This window comes from Thermobifida alba, from assembly GCF_023208015.1.
Taxonomy (GTDB): Bacteria; Actinomycetota; Actinomycetes; order Streptosporangiales; family Streptosporangiaceae; genus Thermobifida; species Thermobifida alba.
This window is the reverse complement of the sequence record NZ_CP051627.1, coordinates 3,627,787-3,643,133: the sequence shown is the minus strand read 5'-3', so window position 1 is coordinate 3,643,133 and position 15,347 is coordinate 3,627,787. Positions and strand designations below refer to the sequence as shown.

The 15,347-nt window shown below is 71.8% G+C and carries 16 protein-coding genes and 1 tRNA gene; 6 read left to right on the top strand and 11 right to left on the bottom strand.

The window, feature by feature from the left end; genetic code table 11:
- Positions 1-142 precede the first annotated feature (142 nt).
- Positions 143-1,612 (bottom strand): SDR family oxidoreductase, encoded by a 1,470-nt coding sequence (locus FOF52_RS16095; protein WP_248593896.1) that lies wholly within the window; start codon positions 1,610-1,612, stop codon positions 143-145.
- Positions 1,613-1,614: 2 nt separating this feature from the next.
- Complete coding sequence (locus FOF52_RS16090) at positions 1,615-2,127, bottom strand: hypothetical protein (protein ID WP_248590760.1); 513 nt, start codon at positions 2,125-2,127, stop codon at positions 1,615-1,617.
- Positions 2,128-2,278: 151 nt separating this feature from the next.
- Between FOF52_RS16090 and FOF52_RS16085 the strand changes: the two genes are divergently transcribed.
- The gene (locus FOF52_RS16085) at positions 2,279-3,277 is read left to right on the top strand and encodes a glutathione S-transferase family protein (RefSeq protein WP_248590759.1); all 999 of its coding nucleotides are present in this window, start codon (positions 2,279-2,281) and stop codon (positions 3,275-3,277) included.
- 8 nt (positions 3,278-3,285) lie between these two features.
- Here FOF52_RS16085 and FOF52_RS16080 read toward each other — a convergent pair whose 3' ends face one another.
- Positions 3,286-4,497, bottom strand: coding sequence for an MFS transporter (locus FOF52_RS16080; protein WP_248590758.1), 1,212 nt, complete (start codon positions 4,495-4,497; stop codon positions 3,286-3,288).
- Positions 4,498-4,554: 57 nt separating this feature from the next.
- Positions 4,555-5,412, bottom strand: coding sequence for a CPBP family intramembrane glutamic endopeptidase (locus FOF52_RS16075; RefSeq protein WP_248590757.1), 858 nt, complete (start codon positions 5,410-5,412; stop codon positions 4,555-4,557).
- 328 nt (positions 5,413-5,740) lie between these two features.
- Here FOF52_RS16075 and FOF52_RS16070 point away from each other — a divergent pair, with 328 nt between their 5' ends.
- The 3 genes from FOF52_RS16070 to FOF52_RS16060 are packed head-to-tail and all read left to right on the top strand — an operon-like array spanning position 5,741 to position 7,402.
- Entirely contained in the window at positions 5,741-6,367 is a 627-nt protein-coding gene (locus FOF52_RS16070; RefSeq protein ID WP_248590756.1) for a hypothetical protein, read from the top strand.
- Between the two features lies 1 nt (position 6,368).
- A complete protein-coding gene (locus tag FOF52_RS16065) occupies positions 6,369-6,824 on the top strand; it encodes a phage holin family protein (protein WP_248590755.1) in 456 nt (151 codons plus the stop codon).
- A complete protein-coding gene (locus FOF52_RS16060; protein ID WP_248590754.1) occupies positions 6,782-7,402 on the top strand; it encodes a DUF3618 domain-containing protein in 621 nt (206 codons plus the stop codon). Before FOF52_RS16065 ends, FOF52_RS16060 begins: the two co-directional genes overlap by 43 nt.
- 71 nt (positions 7,403-7,473) lie before the next feature.
- On the opposite strand, the gene FOF52_RS16055 is transcribed toward FOF52_RS16060, so the two are convergent.
- The 4 genes from FOF52_RS16055 to FOF52_RS16040 form a co-directional block, all read right to left on the bottom strand.
- Positions 7,474-8,595 carry a cellulose binding domain-containing protein gene (locus FOF52_RS16055; RefSeq protein ID WP_248590753.1) on the bottom strand — a complete coding sequence of 374 codons (1,122 nt, stop codon included), beginning with the start codon at positions 8,593-8,595 and terminating at the stop codon, positions 7,474-7,476.
- Between the two features lie 147 nt (positions 8,596-8,742).
- Positions 8,743-8,961 carry a hypothetical protein gene (locus FOF52_RS16050; protein ID WP_248590752.1) on the bottom strand — a complete coding sequence of 73 codons (219 nt, stop codon included), beginning with the start codon at positions 8,959-8,961 and terminating at the stop codon, positions 8,743-8,745.
- A gap of 165 nt (positions 8,962-9,126) precedes the next feature.
- Positions 9,127-10,638, bottom strand: coding sequence for an MDR family MFS transporter (locus tag FOF52_RS16045; protein WP_248590751.1), 1,512 nt, complete (start codon positions 10,636-10,638; stop codon positions 9,127-9,129).
- A 29-nt stretch (positions 10,639-10,667) separates the two neighbouring features.
- Positions 10,668-11,321 carry a TetR/AcrR family transcriptional regulator gene (locus tag FOF52_RS16040; protein WP_248590750.1) on the bottom strand — a complete coding sequence of 218 codons (654 nt, stop codon included), beginning with the start codon at positions 11,319-11,321 and terminating at the stop codon, positions 10,668-10,670.
- A 278-nt stretch (positions 11,322-11,599) separates the two neighbouring features.
- Here FOF52_RS16040 and FOF52_RS16035 point away from each other — a divergent pair, with 278 nt between their 5' ends.
- The gene (locus tag FOF52_RS16035) at positions 11,600-12,436 is read left to right on the top strand and encodes an alpha/beta fold hydrolase (RefSeq protein ID WP_248590749.1); all 837 of its coding nucleotides are present in this window, start codon (positions 11,600-11,602) and stop codon (positions 12,434-12,436) included.
- 68 nt (positions 12,437-12,504) lie between these two features.
- Here FOF52_RS16035 and FOF52_RS16030 read toward each other — a convergent pair whose 3' ends face one another.
- On the bottom strand, positions 12,505-12,993 hold the full coding sequence (locus FOF52_RS16030; RefSeq protein ID WP_068756178.1) for a GNAT family N-acetyltransferase: 489 nt from the start codon (positions 12,991-12,993) through the stop codon (positions 12,505-12,507).
- Between the two features lie 333 nt (positions 12,994-13,326).
- Here FOF52_RS16030 and FOF52_RS16025 point away from each other — a divergent pair, with 333 nt between their 5' ends.
- Positions 13,327-14,172, top strand: a complete 846-nt coding sequence (locus tag FOF52_RS16025; RefSeq protein WP_248590748.1) for a poly(ethylene terephthalate) hydrolase family protein — start codon at positions 13,327-13,329, stop codon at positions 14,170-14,172.
- Between the two features lie 850 nt (positions 14,173-15,022).
- Here the strand turns inward: FOF52_RS16025 and FOF52_RS21965 are convergent.
- On the bottom strand, positions 15,023-15,148 hold the full coding sequence (locus tag FOF52_RS21965; protein ID WP_282573559.1) for a hypothetical protein: 126 nt from the start codon (positions 15,146-15,148) through the stop codon (positions 15,023-15,025).
- Positions 15,149-15,225: 77 nt separating this feature from the next.
- Positions 15,226-15,296, bottom strand: a tRNA-Gly gene (locus FOF52_RS16020).
- Positions 15,297-15,347 lie beyond the last annotated feature (51 nt).

Genomic DNA, 15,347 nt, shown 5'->3' with positions numbered 1-15,347 from the left:
TGCAAGAGGGCTCCTCACGTGGTGTTCGACAGCGGAAGAAGGGTCGGGTCGGCGTGGGCGTGCGGGGCCCGGTCCACGGGGCCGCCCGGCGCGGCCGACCGCGGGGAACATGACACCACACCCCGAGTAATGGTGATCTGGATCACGTTCGCTGGTGCGCGGTCTCGCGCACGGCCGCGAGCGCGATGTTGCGCGCCATCGAGGCGAAGACGACCCCGTGGAACACGGTGATGCCGCGCCAGTACAGGTGGCCGCCGAGGCCGTGCGGACGGAACAGCGCACGCTGCCGGTAGCACGTGTGCCCTCCCTCGGTGTCGGCGCGCAGCTCCAGCCAGGCGTCCCCGGGCAGCCGCATCTCGGCGCGCAGCCGCAGCAGCGAACCGCGGTCGACCTCCTCGACCCGCCAGAAGTCGAGGGAGTCGCCCACCCGCAGCCGGTCGGGGTCGCGCCGCCCCCGGCGCAGCCCCACCCCGCCGCCCAACCGGTCCAGCCAGCCCCGCGCCGCCCACGCCAGCGGCCACGAGTACCAGCCGCGCTCACCGCCGATGCCCTCGATGACCCGCCACAGCGCCTCACGCGACGCCGCGACCGGGCGGACCCGCTCGTCGACGTAGAGGGAACCGCCCGTCCACCCCGGGTCGGTGGGCAGCGGGTCCGCGGGAGCCGACGGCCAGGCCGCCGACGACCAGCGGGTGTCCACCCGCGCCTCCCGGACCCGGCGCAGCGCCAGCCGCACCGCCTCGTCGAAACCGAGCCGGTCGTGGTCGCCGAGCAGGTCGGCCAGGTCGTTCTCGCCGCAGACCACCTCGTTGCGCAGCGACTCCACCAGGGGCCGCGCGACAGCGGCCGGAACCGGGGTGACCACGCCCACCCACAGGCTCGACAGGCCCGGCGAGAGCACCGGGACGGGGACGATCAGCCGCCGCCGCAGCCCCGCGACGCGGGCGAAACGCTGGATCATCTCGGCGTAGGTGAGGACCTCCGGCCCCCCGATGTCGAAGACCCGGTCGACGTCGGCGGGCAGGTCCGTGCACCGGACGAGCAGCCGCAGCACGTCCCGCACCGCGATCGGCTGCACCCGGGTCGTCACCCAGCGGGGCGTGGTCATCACCGGCAGCCGCTCGGTGAGGTGGCGCAGCATCTCGAAGGAGGCCGAGCCCGAACCGAGGATGACCGCGGCCCGCAGCACCGCGGTCGGCACGGGCGAGGCCAGCAGGATGTCGCCCACCTGGGCGCGGGAGCGCAGGTGCGGGGAGAGCCGCTCCCCTCTGGGGACGAGCCCGCCCAGGTAGACGATGCGGCGGACGCCGGCGGCGTGCGCGGCGGCGGCGAAGTTGCGCGCCCCCTCCTCGTCCCGGCGGGCGAAGTCGGCCCCGCCGCCCATCGAGTGCACCAGGTAGTAGGCGACGTCCACGTCCGCCAGCGCCGGAGCCAGGGTCTCGGGGGACAGCACGTCGCCCCGGACGACCGACACGTCGGCGCGCCACGGGTGGTCGCGGAGCTTCTCGGGCGAACGGGCCAGGCAGCGCACCCGGTGCCCGGCGGCGAGCAGTTCCGGGACGAGCCGGCCGCCGATGTAGCCGCTCGCCCCCGTGACCAGGACCCGCGCCATGCTCACCCCCGGCCGGTGAAGAACGGGCGCTGCCGCCGGGGCGGCTCCGCAACGGCGTGCGGATGGCGCGACCGCCAGTACGGGTTGTCGTACGGCAGACGGCCGCTGAACCGCCCGTACATGCCGAACGTCAGCAGCACCACGCCGACGGCGAAGACGCAGAGCACGTTCGGCATGCGCAGGGCCAGCAGGTTGTACGGGGTGTCCAGCACCGCCAGGGACGTCAGGCCGCTCAGCACGAACACCGCCCCCAGCACGATGTTGACGGTGGAGGCGAAGGTGCCGCCGACGACCGCGCCGCCGAGCAGCAGCGAGCCGAACGCCACCATGAGGAAGCCCACCGCCTCGGTGGTGGAGACCCCCGAGAACACCTCACCCTCGGTGGTGAGGAACGCGGCCTGGTCCGCCGCGCCGAGCAGGCCGAGGACGACGAGCGCCCCGCCGGTCAGTGCGGCGCCGAAGCGGTAGACGTTGCCGAGCCGGCGGTCCTCCGGCCGGTTCCTGTCGAGTCTCATGCCTCACCTCCTGACGGGCAGCCCCCTACCCACTCGGCGGCGGGATACCGGGGAATCCCCGATCGGCGGGGAATGTTCTGTCCATCGCCGGATCCGGGCGGCCCGCCGCGCGGAACGGCACGCCACGGACGACAGACACGAAAGGGTGGGCATGGGAACCGACACGTCGGACAAGCCGGAGTTCAAACGGTCGCCGAGCGGTTTCGTCGACCGCATCACCGCCGACGGCTCCGAGGGGTGGCCGGTGGAGCCGGGACGGTACCGGCTGGTGGTGAGCCGCGCCTGCCCGTGGGCCAACCGGGCGATGATCGCGCGCCGCCTGCTGGGCCTGGAGCCGACGCTCTCCCTGGCCGTGGCCGACCCCATCCAGGACGAGCGGAGCTGGCGGTTCACGCTCGATCCGGACGGCCGCGACCCGGTGCTCGGCATCCGCTACCTGGCCGAGGCCTACCACGCCCGCGACCCCGAGTACACCGGCGGGATCAGTGTCCCCGCAATCGTCGACGTCCCCAGCGGGAAACTGGTCACCAACGACTACCTGAGGATTCCCGCCGAACTGGCCACCGAGTGGCGGAGCCTGCACCGCGCGGGCGCGCCCGACCTGTACCCCGAACCGCTGCGGGACGAGATCGAGGAGATCAGCGAGGAGATCTTCCGCGACGTCAACAACGGGGTGTACGTGTGCGGGTTCGCCCGCACCCAGCGGACCTACGAGCGGGCCTTCACCGCGCTGTTCGACCGGCTGGACGCGCTGTCCGACCGCCTGGCGCGGCGGCGGTACCTGGTCGGCGACAGCATCACCGTCGCCGACATCGCGCTGTTCGTCACCCTGGTCCGCTTCGACGCCGTCTACCACGGCCACTTCAAGTGCAACCGGAACAAGCTCACCGAGATGCCGGTGCTGTGGGCCTACGCCCGCGACCTGTTCCAGACCCCGGGCATCGGCGACACCGTGGACTTCGACCACATCAAACGGCACTACTACGTGGTGCACCACGAGATCAACCCGTCGGGGATCGTGCCGCTGGGCCCGGACCTGTCGGGCTGGCTCGCCCCGCACGGCCGCGAGGAGCTGGGCGGACGCCCGTTCGGCGACGGCACCCCGCCGGGGCCGCCGCCGGAGGAGGAGCGCCTCCCCGCGCAGTTCTGACCCGAGCGTCAGGGGGTACGACGCCCGACACGTTCGCGTCGGGCGTCGTACCAGGCGAACGGGACGGCGGCGGCGACCAGGAGCGCGGCGGCGGAGTAGGCGCCGGGGAAGGCCAGGGCCTGGGCGAGCAGCCCGGTCGACGCCGACCCCGCCCCGGCGCCCGCGTCGAAGGCGACGTTCCACGTCGCGCTGGCCGTCCCGGAACCGCCCGGCCCGGCCCGGTGGAACATCACCACCAGGGTGTCGTTCTGCAGCACGCCGAAACCGAACCCGTAGAGCGCCGCCGCGGCCACGGCCAGGACCGGGGAGGTGGCGACCGCGGCCGCGAGGCCGCCCATGCCCGCCGCGCACAGCACCGTGCCGGGAACGAGCAGGCGTCCCGCGCTGCCGCGGTCGCTCCACGCCCCCGCGGCCCAGCGGCCAGCGATCATCGCGGCCGACAGCGCGAACAGCGCGGCGGGAGCGGTCGTGCTCCCCACCACGGCCAGGGGCAGGAACGAGGTGACGCCGCCCAGCGCGCACGCCGAGACCACCATGAGGAGTCCCGGTACGGCCAGGGAGCGCAGCAGCCCGGCGGCGGGGCGCGTCCCGTCCCGTTCCGGTGCCGCGCCGCCCGCGCGCCGCCGCCTCATCCCCGCCACCAGGAGCGGCACCAGGGCGCTGGAGGCGCCGGCGGCCAGGAAGACCGCGGTGAAACCGAACGACTCGGCGAACCACACCCCCAGCGGGAGGAGCACGACCTGGGGCAGGCCGACGGCGATGCCGTGCCACCCCACGGCCCGGCCGCGCTGCGCGGGCGTGGTCAGGTCGGCCACCAGCGCGCTTCCGGCGACGGTGACGATCCCGAAACCGAGGCCGCGCACCGCCGAGACGGACAGCACCCAGCCCAGGTCGGTGGAGAGCGGGTAGCCGAACGTCGGCACGCCCAGCAGCAGCGCCCCGACGACCAGGAGCCGGTACGGGCCGAAGCGCCGCAGCAGCCGGCCCATGCACAACTGGATGGCCACGGTCGTCGCCATGGTCACCCCGGTCGCGGCGCCCGCCCCGCCGTGCCCCGACCCTCCCTCGGCGGCCCACAGGGGGACGACGGACAGCAGGGGCGCGTGGTTGGCGAACATGCCCAGCGTCGCCGCGAGCAGCAGCAGGAAGTCTCGTTCGGCGAGCGGACCGGGGGCGCGGAAGCCGTCGCGTTCCCGGCGCCGCAGGGGGAAGAGGGACATGCTTCCTTGGTACCTGCGGGGAGGCGGCAACGGCACACGGGGAGGCCGCCGGGAGGGTCAGACGGGGTCCGGTGCCCGGTTCCGCCAGTTCTGCGGCGAACGTGCCAGCAGGGAGGCGATCGTGGGGCCGAGGACGAAGGCGCTGCCGAAGACGACCGGTACCAGGACGTCCGCGCCGCCGATCGCCACCTCGGCGTAGTGGCCGGTCAGCAGGAGTTGCGCCACCACCTGGAACGCCAGGTGGTAGCCGACGCAGCCCCACACGTTCGCGGTGATGACCCGGAGGCAGCCCAGCACCACCCCCATGCCGAGGAAGAGCGGTGCCCGCTCCGCCAGGGCGCCCCATCCCGCCGAGACCACCCACAGCACCGTTCCGAAGAGGGAGAACAGCAGGGCCTGGACGGCCACCGCAGCCCACGGGGGCATCGCCGCGTCCAGGTTGCGCTGCAGGTAGCCGCGGAAGACCAGTTCCTCCGGGAACGCCTCGAAGACGAACACCAGCACGGTGAGCAGGAGGAGCGCCCGCAGCAGTTCCAGGGGAGTGGCCCGCACGTCGATGTGCGCCCAGCCGAGGGCGACGCACAGCGCGATGCCCGCCAGCCCGGGAACCAGCCAGGAGAGCGCTCCCACGGTGAACGGCCACCATCCCGCGCGGATACCGGTGAGCCGCAGTCCCGACCAGGAGCGCCGGTCCAGCAGGTGCCGGGCCGCCACGACCAGGGGGACGGCGAGGCCCGCGACCACGGCCGCGTTCAGCGCGTGCCGGGCGAGCTGCGGAAGCCCGCCGTAGACGTGCTCGGACAGGTAGCTCATGCCCAGCCAGATCACCAGACTGCCGGTCATCACCACGGCCAGGCGCAGGGGCAGCCCTGGCTGTTTCGGTGTGGCGGTGCGGGGGCGAATCTGTTCGGACATGCTGTCCTTCCTGGCGGCGGAGGCGAGCGGGGCTTCTCCGCAAACCTCCAAGGATGGAGGGCGGAAGCGGGGCGGACAACCCTGTTGGCCGCTTCCGGCCAGGGGGAGGCGGGCGCGCTGAGACCGGGAGCGGGGCGGTGCGGCTTCCGGCCGACAGTGCTGCGCGGCACGGCTTTTTCCGTGGCCCGCGCCGTCTGGACTGCCCTGGTCTGTACCGGTTCCGGTGCTGTGCCCTCGGTCGGCCGGGGGCGGCAGGCATGCCCGCAGATGCCGTGGGTAGCTGCGAACACCAGCAATCATACAGGCCCGAGACGAAAAGGTGGCGGTAATGGCATATGAGACCGCGCCCCCCGGATCAGGAGGACGGTCCGGCCAGGGGAAGGAGAAGGCTTCGGAGGCCATGGGACAGGCCCGGCAGTCCGCGGGCGAGGTCGCCACGACCGCGAAGGAGCAGGCCCGCGACGTCGTCGGCGAATCCCGCGCCCAGCTCAGGGACGCGACCGCGAAGATGCGCGACCGGATCGACGAGGAGACGCGGACCCAGGCCCAGCGTGTCGCGGAGCTGGTCCGCGAGTGGTCGGACGACCTGGCGCTCATGGCGGACAGGGCCGAGACCGATTCGCCGGTGCGCGGCGTCGTGCGGCGGATCGCCGACAGCGGGCACAGCACCGCCGACTTCCTCGACCAGCGCGGCCTTGAGGGCGTCGCCGACGAGGTGCGCACGTTCGCGCGGCGCCGTCCGGGGGTCTTCCTCGCCGGAGCCGCTCTCGCCGGATTCGCGGTCGGACGGCTGGCCAAGGCGATCACCAAGGAGTCGCAGGAGTCCTCCGAAGCGTCCGGGGCGATCGAGAGTTCCGCTTCCGGGCCGGGCCACAGCACTCCGCAGCCGCGTCAGGAGGAGCCCGCCCGGGACGTGCCTCCGCACGACCGGTCCGGATTCGGAGAGGGGAAGTGACATGTCCTCACCCCAGGTTCCTCAGCCGAGCAGCGAGCCGCGGGTCCGGGAACCGGAGCGGCGGGACGAGTCGCTGGGTGAGCTGCTCAGCACGGCAATGGGCGACCTGCAGAAACTGTTCCGCCAGGAGGTGAACCTGGCCAAGGCCGAGCTGCGCGAGGAGGGCGTCAAGGCCGGCAAGGCCGCCGGGATGCTCGCCGGGGCCGCCGTGGCCGGGCTGCTCTTCCTGGTCCTGGCCAGCTTCGCCCTGGTGTACGCGCTGGCGAACGTGATGGACGCCGGCTGGGCGGCGCTGATCGTGGCCGCGCTGTGGGCGATCGCCGCCGCGGTGCTGGCCGTGCTCGGCCGCAACAGGATGCGCGAGGTGTCCCCCAAGCCCGAACAGACGGTCGAGACGCTGAAGGAGGACGCACAATGGGCCAAACACCCGACGAGATCAGGAACGACATCGAGGTGACCCGGGCGGAGCTGCGGGACGACGTCGACCGGATCGCCGACCGGACCAGCCCCAAGCGGATGGCGCAGCGCCGCACCGACCAGGTCCGCGGCAAGGCGCGGGCACTCAAGGAGCGGGTGATGGGCAGGGCCCCGGAGCGGGACACCTTCCGCGAAGCCGGACAGCGGGCGCAGGAGCGCGCCGAATCAGCCAAGGAGGGGGTCAGGAGCGGCATGGGCCAGGCGACGGAGACGGTGAAGTCGATGCCGGGCCAGGCCGTGGAGCGCACCCAGGGCAACCCGCTGGCCGCCGGGCTCATCGCGTTCGGCGCCGGACTCCTGGCGGCGTCCCTGATCTCCGACAGCCAGGTCGAACGCGACGCGGCCCGGCGGATCAAGGAGCAGGTGGGCGGCGCGGTCGAACCGGTCAAGCAGTCGCTGGCGGAGTCCGCCCAGCGCGTCAGGGAAGACGCCCAGGAGTCCGCGCAGCAGGCGGCGGGACAGATCAAGGAGACCGCGGCCCAGGCCGGCCAGACGACGCGGGACACGGCCCAGCAGGAAGCCCAGCGCTCCCGTGAGCAGATGGGCGGGAGCCGGTAGGCGGCACGGGGAGCGCCGCGGGGGCACGGCCTCCCGGCCGCACCCCCGCGTCCCGTCGGGAGGGGCGGGGCTCAGTCGAGCAGCGGGGTCAGCGCCGCCATCCAGTTCTGCGCGATCTTGGCGTCGCCCGAGGCGTTGGGGTGCACGCCGTCGTAGGTGTCGGAGCCGGTGTCGAAACCGGTCCACTGGTCCACGACGACGACCGGGGACTGGGCGGTGCTCTCGCTCGCCGCCCACCCGGGGATCGCGGCGTTGAGGGCCCGCACGCCCTGGGCGCAGGTGGCGCAGCTGCGCGCGGAGTCCATCGGGATGATCTGGGCGACCAGGACCGTCATGGACGGGTTGTGGGCCCGCATCTGGGCGACCAGGGTGCTGTAGGCGTCGAGGATCGTCTGGGTGGGCCGGGAGCTCCACACGTCGTTGGTGCCGAAGTGCATCAGCACGATGTCGGGCTCGGTGGCGGACAACCAGGTGGACAGCTGTCCGCTGGCGGCCAGGTTGGTGACGAGCATGCCCCCGTGGCCCTCGTTCTCGTGGTCGTAGGGGAAGCCGCAGCCGTCGCCGGCGCGGGAGCCGACGAAGTCGATGTCGGTGTACCCGGCGTCGGTCAGGTCGCGCCACAGCATGGCCCGCCAGCATCCGGGGGAGCCGGTGATGGAGTCGCCCAGGGGCATGATCCGGACCGGGCCGTCCGAGCCGCCGGGGTCACCGGGGCCGCCCGGATCGCCGGGGTCACCGGGATCTCCGGGGTCGCCCGGGTCGCCGGGGTCGCCCGGGTCGCCGGGGGCACCGAAGAAGCATTCAAGGTCGGAGGGGACGGACGAGGCGCCCGAACCGGTGCCCTGGAGGCCGAACGACGCGCTGCCCCCGGAGGGGAGCGCACCGTTCCAGCCCGCGTTGACCGCCCGCACCGCGGCCCCGTCCACGGACACCGTGGCGTTCCAGGCGTTGGTGATCGTGTGGCCGGAGGGCAGGGTCCACACGACGGTCCACCCGGTGACGGGGCCCCCGCTGTCGTTGGTGACGGTGACGTCGGCGGTGAACCCGCTGCCCCAGTCGCTGGCGACGGTGTACTCCACGGAACAGCCGTCGGCCGCCGACGCCGTGGACACACCGCCCACGACGACCGAGGCCGCCGTCAGGACGAGTGCGCCGCACGCGCCCGTAGCCGCACGGGCCAAGGTACGGGACATGGAAGACTCCTCAAGGTCGCTTCCCCCTCCCTCCCCAAGGACTGGAAAGCACGGTGAGTGGAGCAAGCAACACTCAGCGTGAATGCTAACGAGCCGGGGCAGGGGTGTAAAGAACGGGAAAAGCGAACAGGAGGGTGCGGTGCGGGACTATCCGGGCTCTTCCGCCTCGTCCCGCCGCGGCAGCCGGGGCAGCGGCCTGCGCGGCCCGCTCCGGAAGGCGAGGAACAGCCAGAGCGAGGCCAGCAGGAGGCTCGCCGCGACATTGGCGTTCCCGGTTCCCACCAGCCACACCGCGACCAGGACGATGATCGCCAGAACCACGGCCGTGCGCGCCCGGAGGCGCGGGGTCCGCTGCGAGGACGCCATCCGGGCTCCCCTCTTCCGACGGTCCGTTCCGGACTGGAGCAGCCGTTCCGGCACTCAGTGACAGACCACCCGAAACGGCTGTTTTCTCGGCTTCCCCGTGCGGGCCGGGCACAAACGTGCGGCCGGTTCACGCGGACCGGGGCTCCGCGTGGACCGGCCGGGGGACTAACCGCGGTCGATCGTGGTGGCCAGCGGCTTCTCCTTGACGAACACCAGCAGGGCGGCCGCGACGATCCCCAGCGGCGCCATCACCAGGAAGAGCGGGACGAGGGCCTCGTTGTAGGCGTCGATGACGATCTGGCGCAGCGCGTCGGGAAGGTTCTGGACCAGCTCCGGGGTGAGCGACGACCGGCCGCTCCCCGCGGGGAGGGCGGCCTCCGCGGGCAGGCGCTGGACCAGGAAGTCCATGAGGCGGACGGTGAAGAGGCTGCCCACGACCGCCGAGCCCAGCGAGGCGCCGATCTGGCGGAAGAAGTTGTTGGCCGCGGTCGCCGTGCCCACCTGCGAGGCGGGGAAGGAGTTCTGCACGATCAGCACCAGCAGCTGCATGCTGGTGCCCAGCCCCACGCCGATGACGGCGAGGTGGGCGCAGATGACCCAGACCGGGGTGGCGGGGCCGATGGTCGACAGCAGGACCAGGCCCGCCGCGATGACCACGGACCCGGCGACGGGAATCCACTTGTAGCGGCCGGTCCGGCTCACGAACTGGCCCGTGACGATCGAGGTGAGCAGCAGGGCGCCCATCATGGGGGTCATCAGCAGCCCCGCCGCGGTGGCCTCGGCCCCGGTGACCATCTGCAGGTAGGTGGGCATGTAGCCGAGGGTTCCGAACATCATCACGCCGGTGAGCAGCCCCGCGACGGTGGTCAGGTTGAAGTTGCGGTCGCGGAACAGGTGGAGCGGGACGATCGGCTCGGCGGCGCGGCGCTCGACCAGGACGAACAGGACCGAGGCGACGACGGTGCCGACGATGAGGCCGATGATCACCGGGGAGTCCCAGTCGTACTGGCTGCCGCCCCACGTGCTGGTCAGGATGAGGCAGGTGGCCGCAATGGCCATGAACGCCATGCCCCAGACGTCTACCCGGAGCCGTTCGGGCCGCCGCTTGGGCAGGCGCAGCAGGAAGGCCGCGGCGGCCAGCGCCAGCAGGCCGAGGGGAATGTTGATCCAGAAGGCCCACCGCCAGCCGATGCCCTCGGTGAACCAGCCGCCCAGCAGGGGTCCGGCGACCGAGGAGACCGCGAACACCGCGCCGATGACGCCCATGTACCGGCCGCGCTGCCGGGCGGGGATGATGTCGGCGATGATGGCCTGGGACATGATCATCAGGCCGCCGCCGCCCAGTCCCTGCACCACCCGGCCCGCGATGAGCCAGCCCATGTCGGGGGCCAGGCCGCCGATCACCGAGCCCACGGTGAACAGCGAGATGGCGGTGAGGAACAGTCCTTTGCGTCCGATGAGGTCGCCGAGTTTGCCGTAGACCGGCATCATGATCGTCGACGCCAGGATGAAGGCGGTCATCACCCACAGCATCTGGTCGACCCCGTTGAGCTCGCCGACCATGGTGGGCAGCGCGGTGCTCAGCACCGTCTGGTTCAGCGAGGCCAGCAGCATCGTCAGGATCAGGGCGAGGAAGACGAAGACGACGCTGCGCCGGGAACCGGCGGCCGGGCTCATTTCGGAAGACTCCGAACGGGCAGTGATGGTCATTGGAGTTTCCGCATTACCTTTCTCAGTAACTCCACCGTCTGGTCGAACCGGGATTCGATCTCCTCGATGGACGCGCACTTCCCGGCGGCGGGGTCGTGCACGGCAAAACGCATGGCTCCGGCGCAGACCACGACGATCATGCGGGCCGCGTCGTCAACGTCCAGGGAGCCGTCGGCGAACCGCTCGTCCGTCTTCAGGTGCCTGGCGACGACCTGCCCCAGACGCTGTTCGATGAGTGAGACGCGCTCCAGTTGGCGGCGTCGGAGCTGCGGATAGCGCGTCATGGCCTCCCAGATCTGCTCGCGGGTGCGTCCGCTGAGCGTCGCCGAGAACACCGAGCGGACCAGGTGGGCCACGTCGGTCAGCAGGTCACCGGTGGGCTCGCGGTCCATGAGCGACTCCATCGCCGCGTCCTCGGTGATGCTCTCCCGCACGTCCCGGAGGCCGAGGATCGCGTCCTCCTTGGTCGGGAAGTAGTTGAAGAACGTCCTCGTGGAGACGTCGGCCTCGGCGCTGATCTCCGCGACGGTCACGTTCTCGATCCCGTGCTCCAAGGTGCGGCGCAGCGCGGCCATGTGGATGGCTTCCCGGGTCTGCCGCTGCTTGCGCGCCCGCAGCGTCTCCCCGGACGAATAAGTGGTCTTGGTCATGGAGGTAGTGTTCCATCAAGGAAAAATTGCACGGATGCAAGCTTACAGCCGAGCAAGGATGCAGGGCTGCAAAATTCTGTTCAGAAAAGTGTGATGTTCCGGACACGGCCCGCGAGCAACCCCGGGAACGGGCGGGACGCGCGGGCTCCCCGGCCGCCCCCCAACCGTCGGGAGAGCCGGGAGGAGCCGCTCCCCCCCGGTGGAGCACGGCTGTTTGTGCGGCACGGCCGGGGGTAATGGGAGCACGGTCACCGCCGTCGTCTCGTCGGAGGCAAGCCATGGGGGAGCGGACGTGCCACGACAGCGCACACGCCCGCGGAAGGCCCCCCGGCGCCCTCGACACCCCCGCACCCTCCGCGGCCCCCGGCGGATGGGAGGGGTACGAGACCACTCCCGTCGCCGGTGTTCCCGTCCACGCCGCGGTCCTGGGCCCGGCCACGGCCCCGGAGGTGGTGTGCGTCCACGGGCTGGGCGTCTCGCACCGCTACTTCCTCCCGTTCGCCCGGGCTCTCGCTCCGCGCCATCGGACGGTCGCCGTGGACCTGCCGGGATTCGGCCGTACCCCGGGGCCCCGCCGCGGACTGGACGTTCCCCGGCTCGCGGCTGCCCTGGCCGAGTGGCTGCGCGCCACCGGCCGCGCGGGTGTGCCCCTGGTCGCCAACTCCATCGGCTGCCAGATCACCGTCCACCTGGCCGCGACCGCCCCGGAACTAGTGGGGCCCCTGGTGCTCAACGGCCTCATGCTGGAGGGCGGGAACCGCGGCGTCGCACAGAAGACCGGGCAGCTGCTGCTGACCGTGCCCAGCGAGAACCCGGCGCTGGTCCCCCTCGTCCTCGGCGACTACCTGCGCTGCGGCCCGCGGCGGATCTGGTGGACGCTGTGCCGCGCCCTCGACGACCCGGTCAGCCGCACCCTGCCGAAGGTGGCCGCCCCCGCCGTGGTGGTGCGCGGCACCCACGACCGGCTCAGCGACCACGAGTCCGCGGCGCTGGCCGCGGACCTGCTGCCCCGCGGGCGACTGGTGGAGGTCCCGGGGAAGGGGCACGCGCTGAACTACTCGGCCCCGCACACCCTGGCCCGCATCACCGAGGAACTGGTCACCGGACGGCCGTGACCGCCGGTCCGGGGCGACCGGACCGGCGGTCACGGCCGTCCGGCGGGCGGGTGCCCCTTCTCCAACCCTCAGAGCCGTCTGAAGTACCGGACGATCGGCAGCGGGGTGAAACCGGCCCGTTCGTAGGTCCGGCGCGCCGGGGCGTGCCCGGGGTCGCCGCCCGTCTCCACCAGGGCCAGGGCCATGCCCCGCTCCCGCATCCGGTCCAGGGCGAACTCCGTCAGCCGCGACCCGACCCCCTCCTGCTGGTACGGGGGGTCGACGGCGATCATGTGGATCTCGCCCGTGCTCTCGGCGGGGTCGAACCGCACCGCCACGAAACCGGCCACGGCCGTGCCGGCCTCGGCGACCCACACGTGCGTCCCCTCCGAGCGGCAGGCCTCCGCGACCGCCTTCCGCTGCGCCGCGGGCCAGCCGTCGGGATGCATCCACGCGAAGAGCCCGGAGCCGAGCACCTCTGCCAGGGAGGTGAAGACCGGAGTCCACGCGCGCACCGACAGTTCGACCACCGCGTCCAAGTCGTCGGGGCGGAATTCGCGGATCACGGATCGGGGCATGCCGCCATGCTGGCACTCCGCCCCACCCCTGTCAATCGGCTTTCCCTCCGGTGGGTCAGCACACCCGGCGACAACGGCGGAAACATCCCCGGACGCCGCGCTCCCGCCCGGCGGTGCGAGGAGCCCCGCCAGAATCCTGCGATCATGCCGAAATGCTCTGTTTCCCCAGTTCAGAAGCCCATTATCGGCAAGATCGGAATAAAGGGATCCGGGTATCGGTGAAACAACCGGTTCCTTTCATCCGGTGTTGACACTCCAATAACGCGGCCGAATATTTGACTGGGCGGACAGGGAAAGCCAGGAAAGTCCGCAATGATTTTTTGGAGTGGAGATATGAGAGTGCGCAGCCTGGCCCGCCGTGTGTCGACCGGTCTCGTCGGTCTGCTGGCGGCGGCCTTCCTCCTGCCCGTGACGTCGGGCACGGCCGTCGCGGCCACGGGCACGGGCCCGTACCCGGCCGAGTACGTGACCACGATCCGACTCCGGGACCACACGATCTACCGGCCCGTCACCCTGCCCGGCAGCGAGCGGCTGCCGATCGTCGTCTGGGGCAACGGCGCCTGCCTCGCCGACGGCACGATGTTCGAGAACATCCTCACCGAGTTCGCCTCGCACGGCTTCCTGGTCATCGCGAACGGCCGGCCGGGCGGTTTCGGCCGCACCGACGCCGCGATGCTCACCGAGGCCATCGACTGGGCGGTCGCGGAGAACACCCGCCTGTTCAGCCCGTACCGGGGCAAGCTCGACACCGACAAGATCGCGGTCATGGGCCAGTCCTGCGGCGGCCTCGAAACCTACGAGGTGGCCGACGACCCGCGGATCACCACGACCGTGCTGTGGAACAGCGGCCTGCTCAGCGACCGCGACAACCACCTGCTCACCCGCCTGCACGCCCCCATCGCCTACTTCACCGGCGGTCCGACCGACATCGCCTACGCCAACGCCGTGGACGACTGGGGCCGCCTGCCCGCAGGGCTGCCCGCGTTCATGGGCCACCTGGACGTCGGCCACTACGGCACCTTCGGCGAACCCAACGGCGGCGAGTACGGCCGGGTGGGCGTCCAGTGGCTGAAGTGGCAGCTCAAGGGCGACCAGAACGCCCGCCGGCAGTTCGTCGGACCCAACTGCGGCCTCTGCACCTCCCCCGACTGGGACGTGGACCAGAAGAACCTCGGCTGAACGGCTTCCGGGGCGCCCCCGAGCGCTCCGGACCTCGACGGCGGTGACACCAGAGTTACGGTCAACGCCTGACATGACCCTGGTACCAAGATCACCGCCCACCTCGAAGGCCCAGGCCCGGCCCCCGCACCGGCCTGGGCCTTCCCTTGCCGCTACCGTGCGGACGAGTGGGCCGGGCCGTTCACGTTCGTCGCCGGCCCGGAGGGGTTTCTGCTGCCGGCCCGGCGGCGCAGCGGACACGCGGCGTGCGCCGGTGATGCCGAGAACCGATGATCTTGACACGAGTGGGCATGAAACCGCAGATTATGGGCCGTTTCCGTCAAGATCTATTGGTTCGTGCTGGGATGTGTCGGAAGCTGTTTTGACGGCAGCGGTTTCCGGTGAAGCGCCGGGGTGCGGGCGAGCGGTGAATCAGCGGGTGTGCTTCGGCCGGGAGGCCCGGCAGCCTTGAGGTTCGCTCTGGTCCCGGGGGATGGTCGGCTTTCCGTGGCGCTTCACCACCGGTCGGCCTGTGGCCGTGTGACGGCGCTTCACCCCGAAGACCCGCCACCCGACAACCCCTCCGGCACCGGAGCGGCGGTCAAGGCTGCCGCGCCTCGCGGCCGAAGACACCGGTCACCCGACCGCCTTCATGGCCATGATCTTGACGGAAACGGGCCATGTTCCGCGGTTGGGTGCCCCACGGTGTCAAGATCATCGGAGTCGGGGCCGGGGTGCGGGCGAGCGGTGAATCAGCGGGTGTGCTTCGGCCGGGAGGCCCGGCAGCCTTGAGGTTCGCTCTGGTCCCGGGGGATGGTCGGCTTTCCGTGGCGCTTCACCACCGGTCGGCCTGTGGCCGTGTGACGGCGCTTCACCCCGAAGACCCGCCACCCGACAACCCCTCCGGCACCGGAGCGGCGGCGAGGACGAGCCGCGCCTCGTCGGCGTGCGGCGCTGAGGTGGGGGAGAGGTCGAGCATCGGGCACGTAACGGGCACGCGCCTTCTCAAGCGCCCTTCCAACGCCGAAGGCCCAGGTCCGGGAAACTGTCCCTGACCTGGGCCTTCGCTGTGAGAGCGGATGACGGGAATCGAACCCGCGTTATCAGCTTGGGAAGCTGAAGTTCTACCATTGAACTACATCCGCATGAGCAGCTCGCTCTGCAGAGAGGTTACCGCACTCTGCGAGCTCATGGGT

Bases quoted from the DNA above. Each gene is read 5' to 3' on its own strand.
- FOF52_RS16095 (WP_248593896.1), bottom strand. From the start codon at position 1,612: ATGGCGCGGGTCCTGGTCACGGGGGCGAGCGGCTACATCGGCGGCCGG.
- FOF52_RS16090 (WP_248590760.1), bottom strand. From the start codon at position 2,127: ATGAGACTCGACAGGAACCGGCCGGAGGACCGCCGGCTCGGCAACGTC.
- FOF52_RS16085 (WP_248590759.1), top strand. From the start codon at position 2,279: ATGGGAACCGACACGTCGGACAAGCCGGAGTTCAAACGGTCGCCGAGC.
- FOF52_RS16080 (WP_248590758.1), bottom strand. From the start codon at position 4,497: ATGTCCCTCTTCCCCCTGCGGCGCCGGGAACGCGACGGCTTCCGCGCC.
- FOF52_RS16075 (WP_248590757.1), bottom strand. From the start codon at position 5,412: ATGTCCGAACAGATTCGCCCCCGCACCGCCACACCGAAACAGCCAGGG.
- FOF52_RS16070 (WP_248590756.1), top strand. From the start codon at position 5,741: ATGGCATATGAGACCGCGCCCCCCGGATCAGGAGGACGGTCCGGCCAG.
- FOF52_RS16065 (WP_248590755.1), top strand. From the start codon at position 6,369: ATGTCCTCACCCCAGGTTCCTCAGCCGAGCAGCGAGCCGCGGGTCCGG.
- FOF52_RS16060 (WP_248590754.1), top strand. From the start codon at position 6,782: ATGGGCCAAACACCCGACGAGATCAGGAACGACATCGAGGTGACCCGG.
- FOF52_RS16055 (WP_248590753.1), bottom strand. From the start codon at position 8,595: ATGTCCCGTACCTTGGCCCGTGCGGCTACGGGCGCGTGCGGCGCACTC.
- FOF52_RS16050 (WP_248590752.1), bottom strand. From the start codon at position 8,961: ATGGCGTCCTCGCAGCGGACCCCGCGCCTCCGGGCGCGCACGGCCGTG.
- FOF52_RS16045 (WP_248590751.1), bottom strand. From the start codon at position 10,638: ATGAGCCCGGCCGCCGGTTCCCGGCGCAGCGTCGTCTTCGTCTTCCTC.
- FOF52_RS16040 (WP_248590750.1), bottom strand. From the start codon at position 11,321: ATGACCAAGACCACTTATTCGTCCGGGGAGACGCTGCGGGCGCGCAAG.
- FOF52_RS16035 (WP_248590749.1), top strand. From the start codon at position 11,600: ATGGGGGAGCGGACGTGCCACGACAGCGCACACGCCCGCGGAAGGCCC.
- FOF52_RS16030 (WP_068756178.1), bottom strand. From the start codon at position 12,993: ATGCCCCGATCCGTGATCCGCGAATTCCGCCCCGACGACTTGGACGCG.
- FOF52_RS16025 (WP_248590748.1), top strand. From the start codon at position 13,327: ATGAGAGTGCGCAGCCTGGCCCGCCGTGTGTCGACCGGTCTCGTCGGT.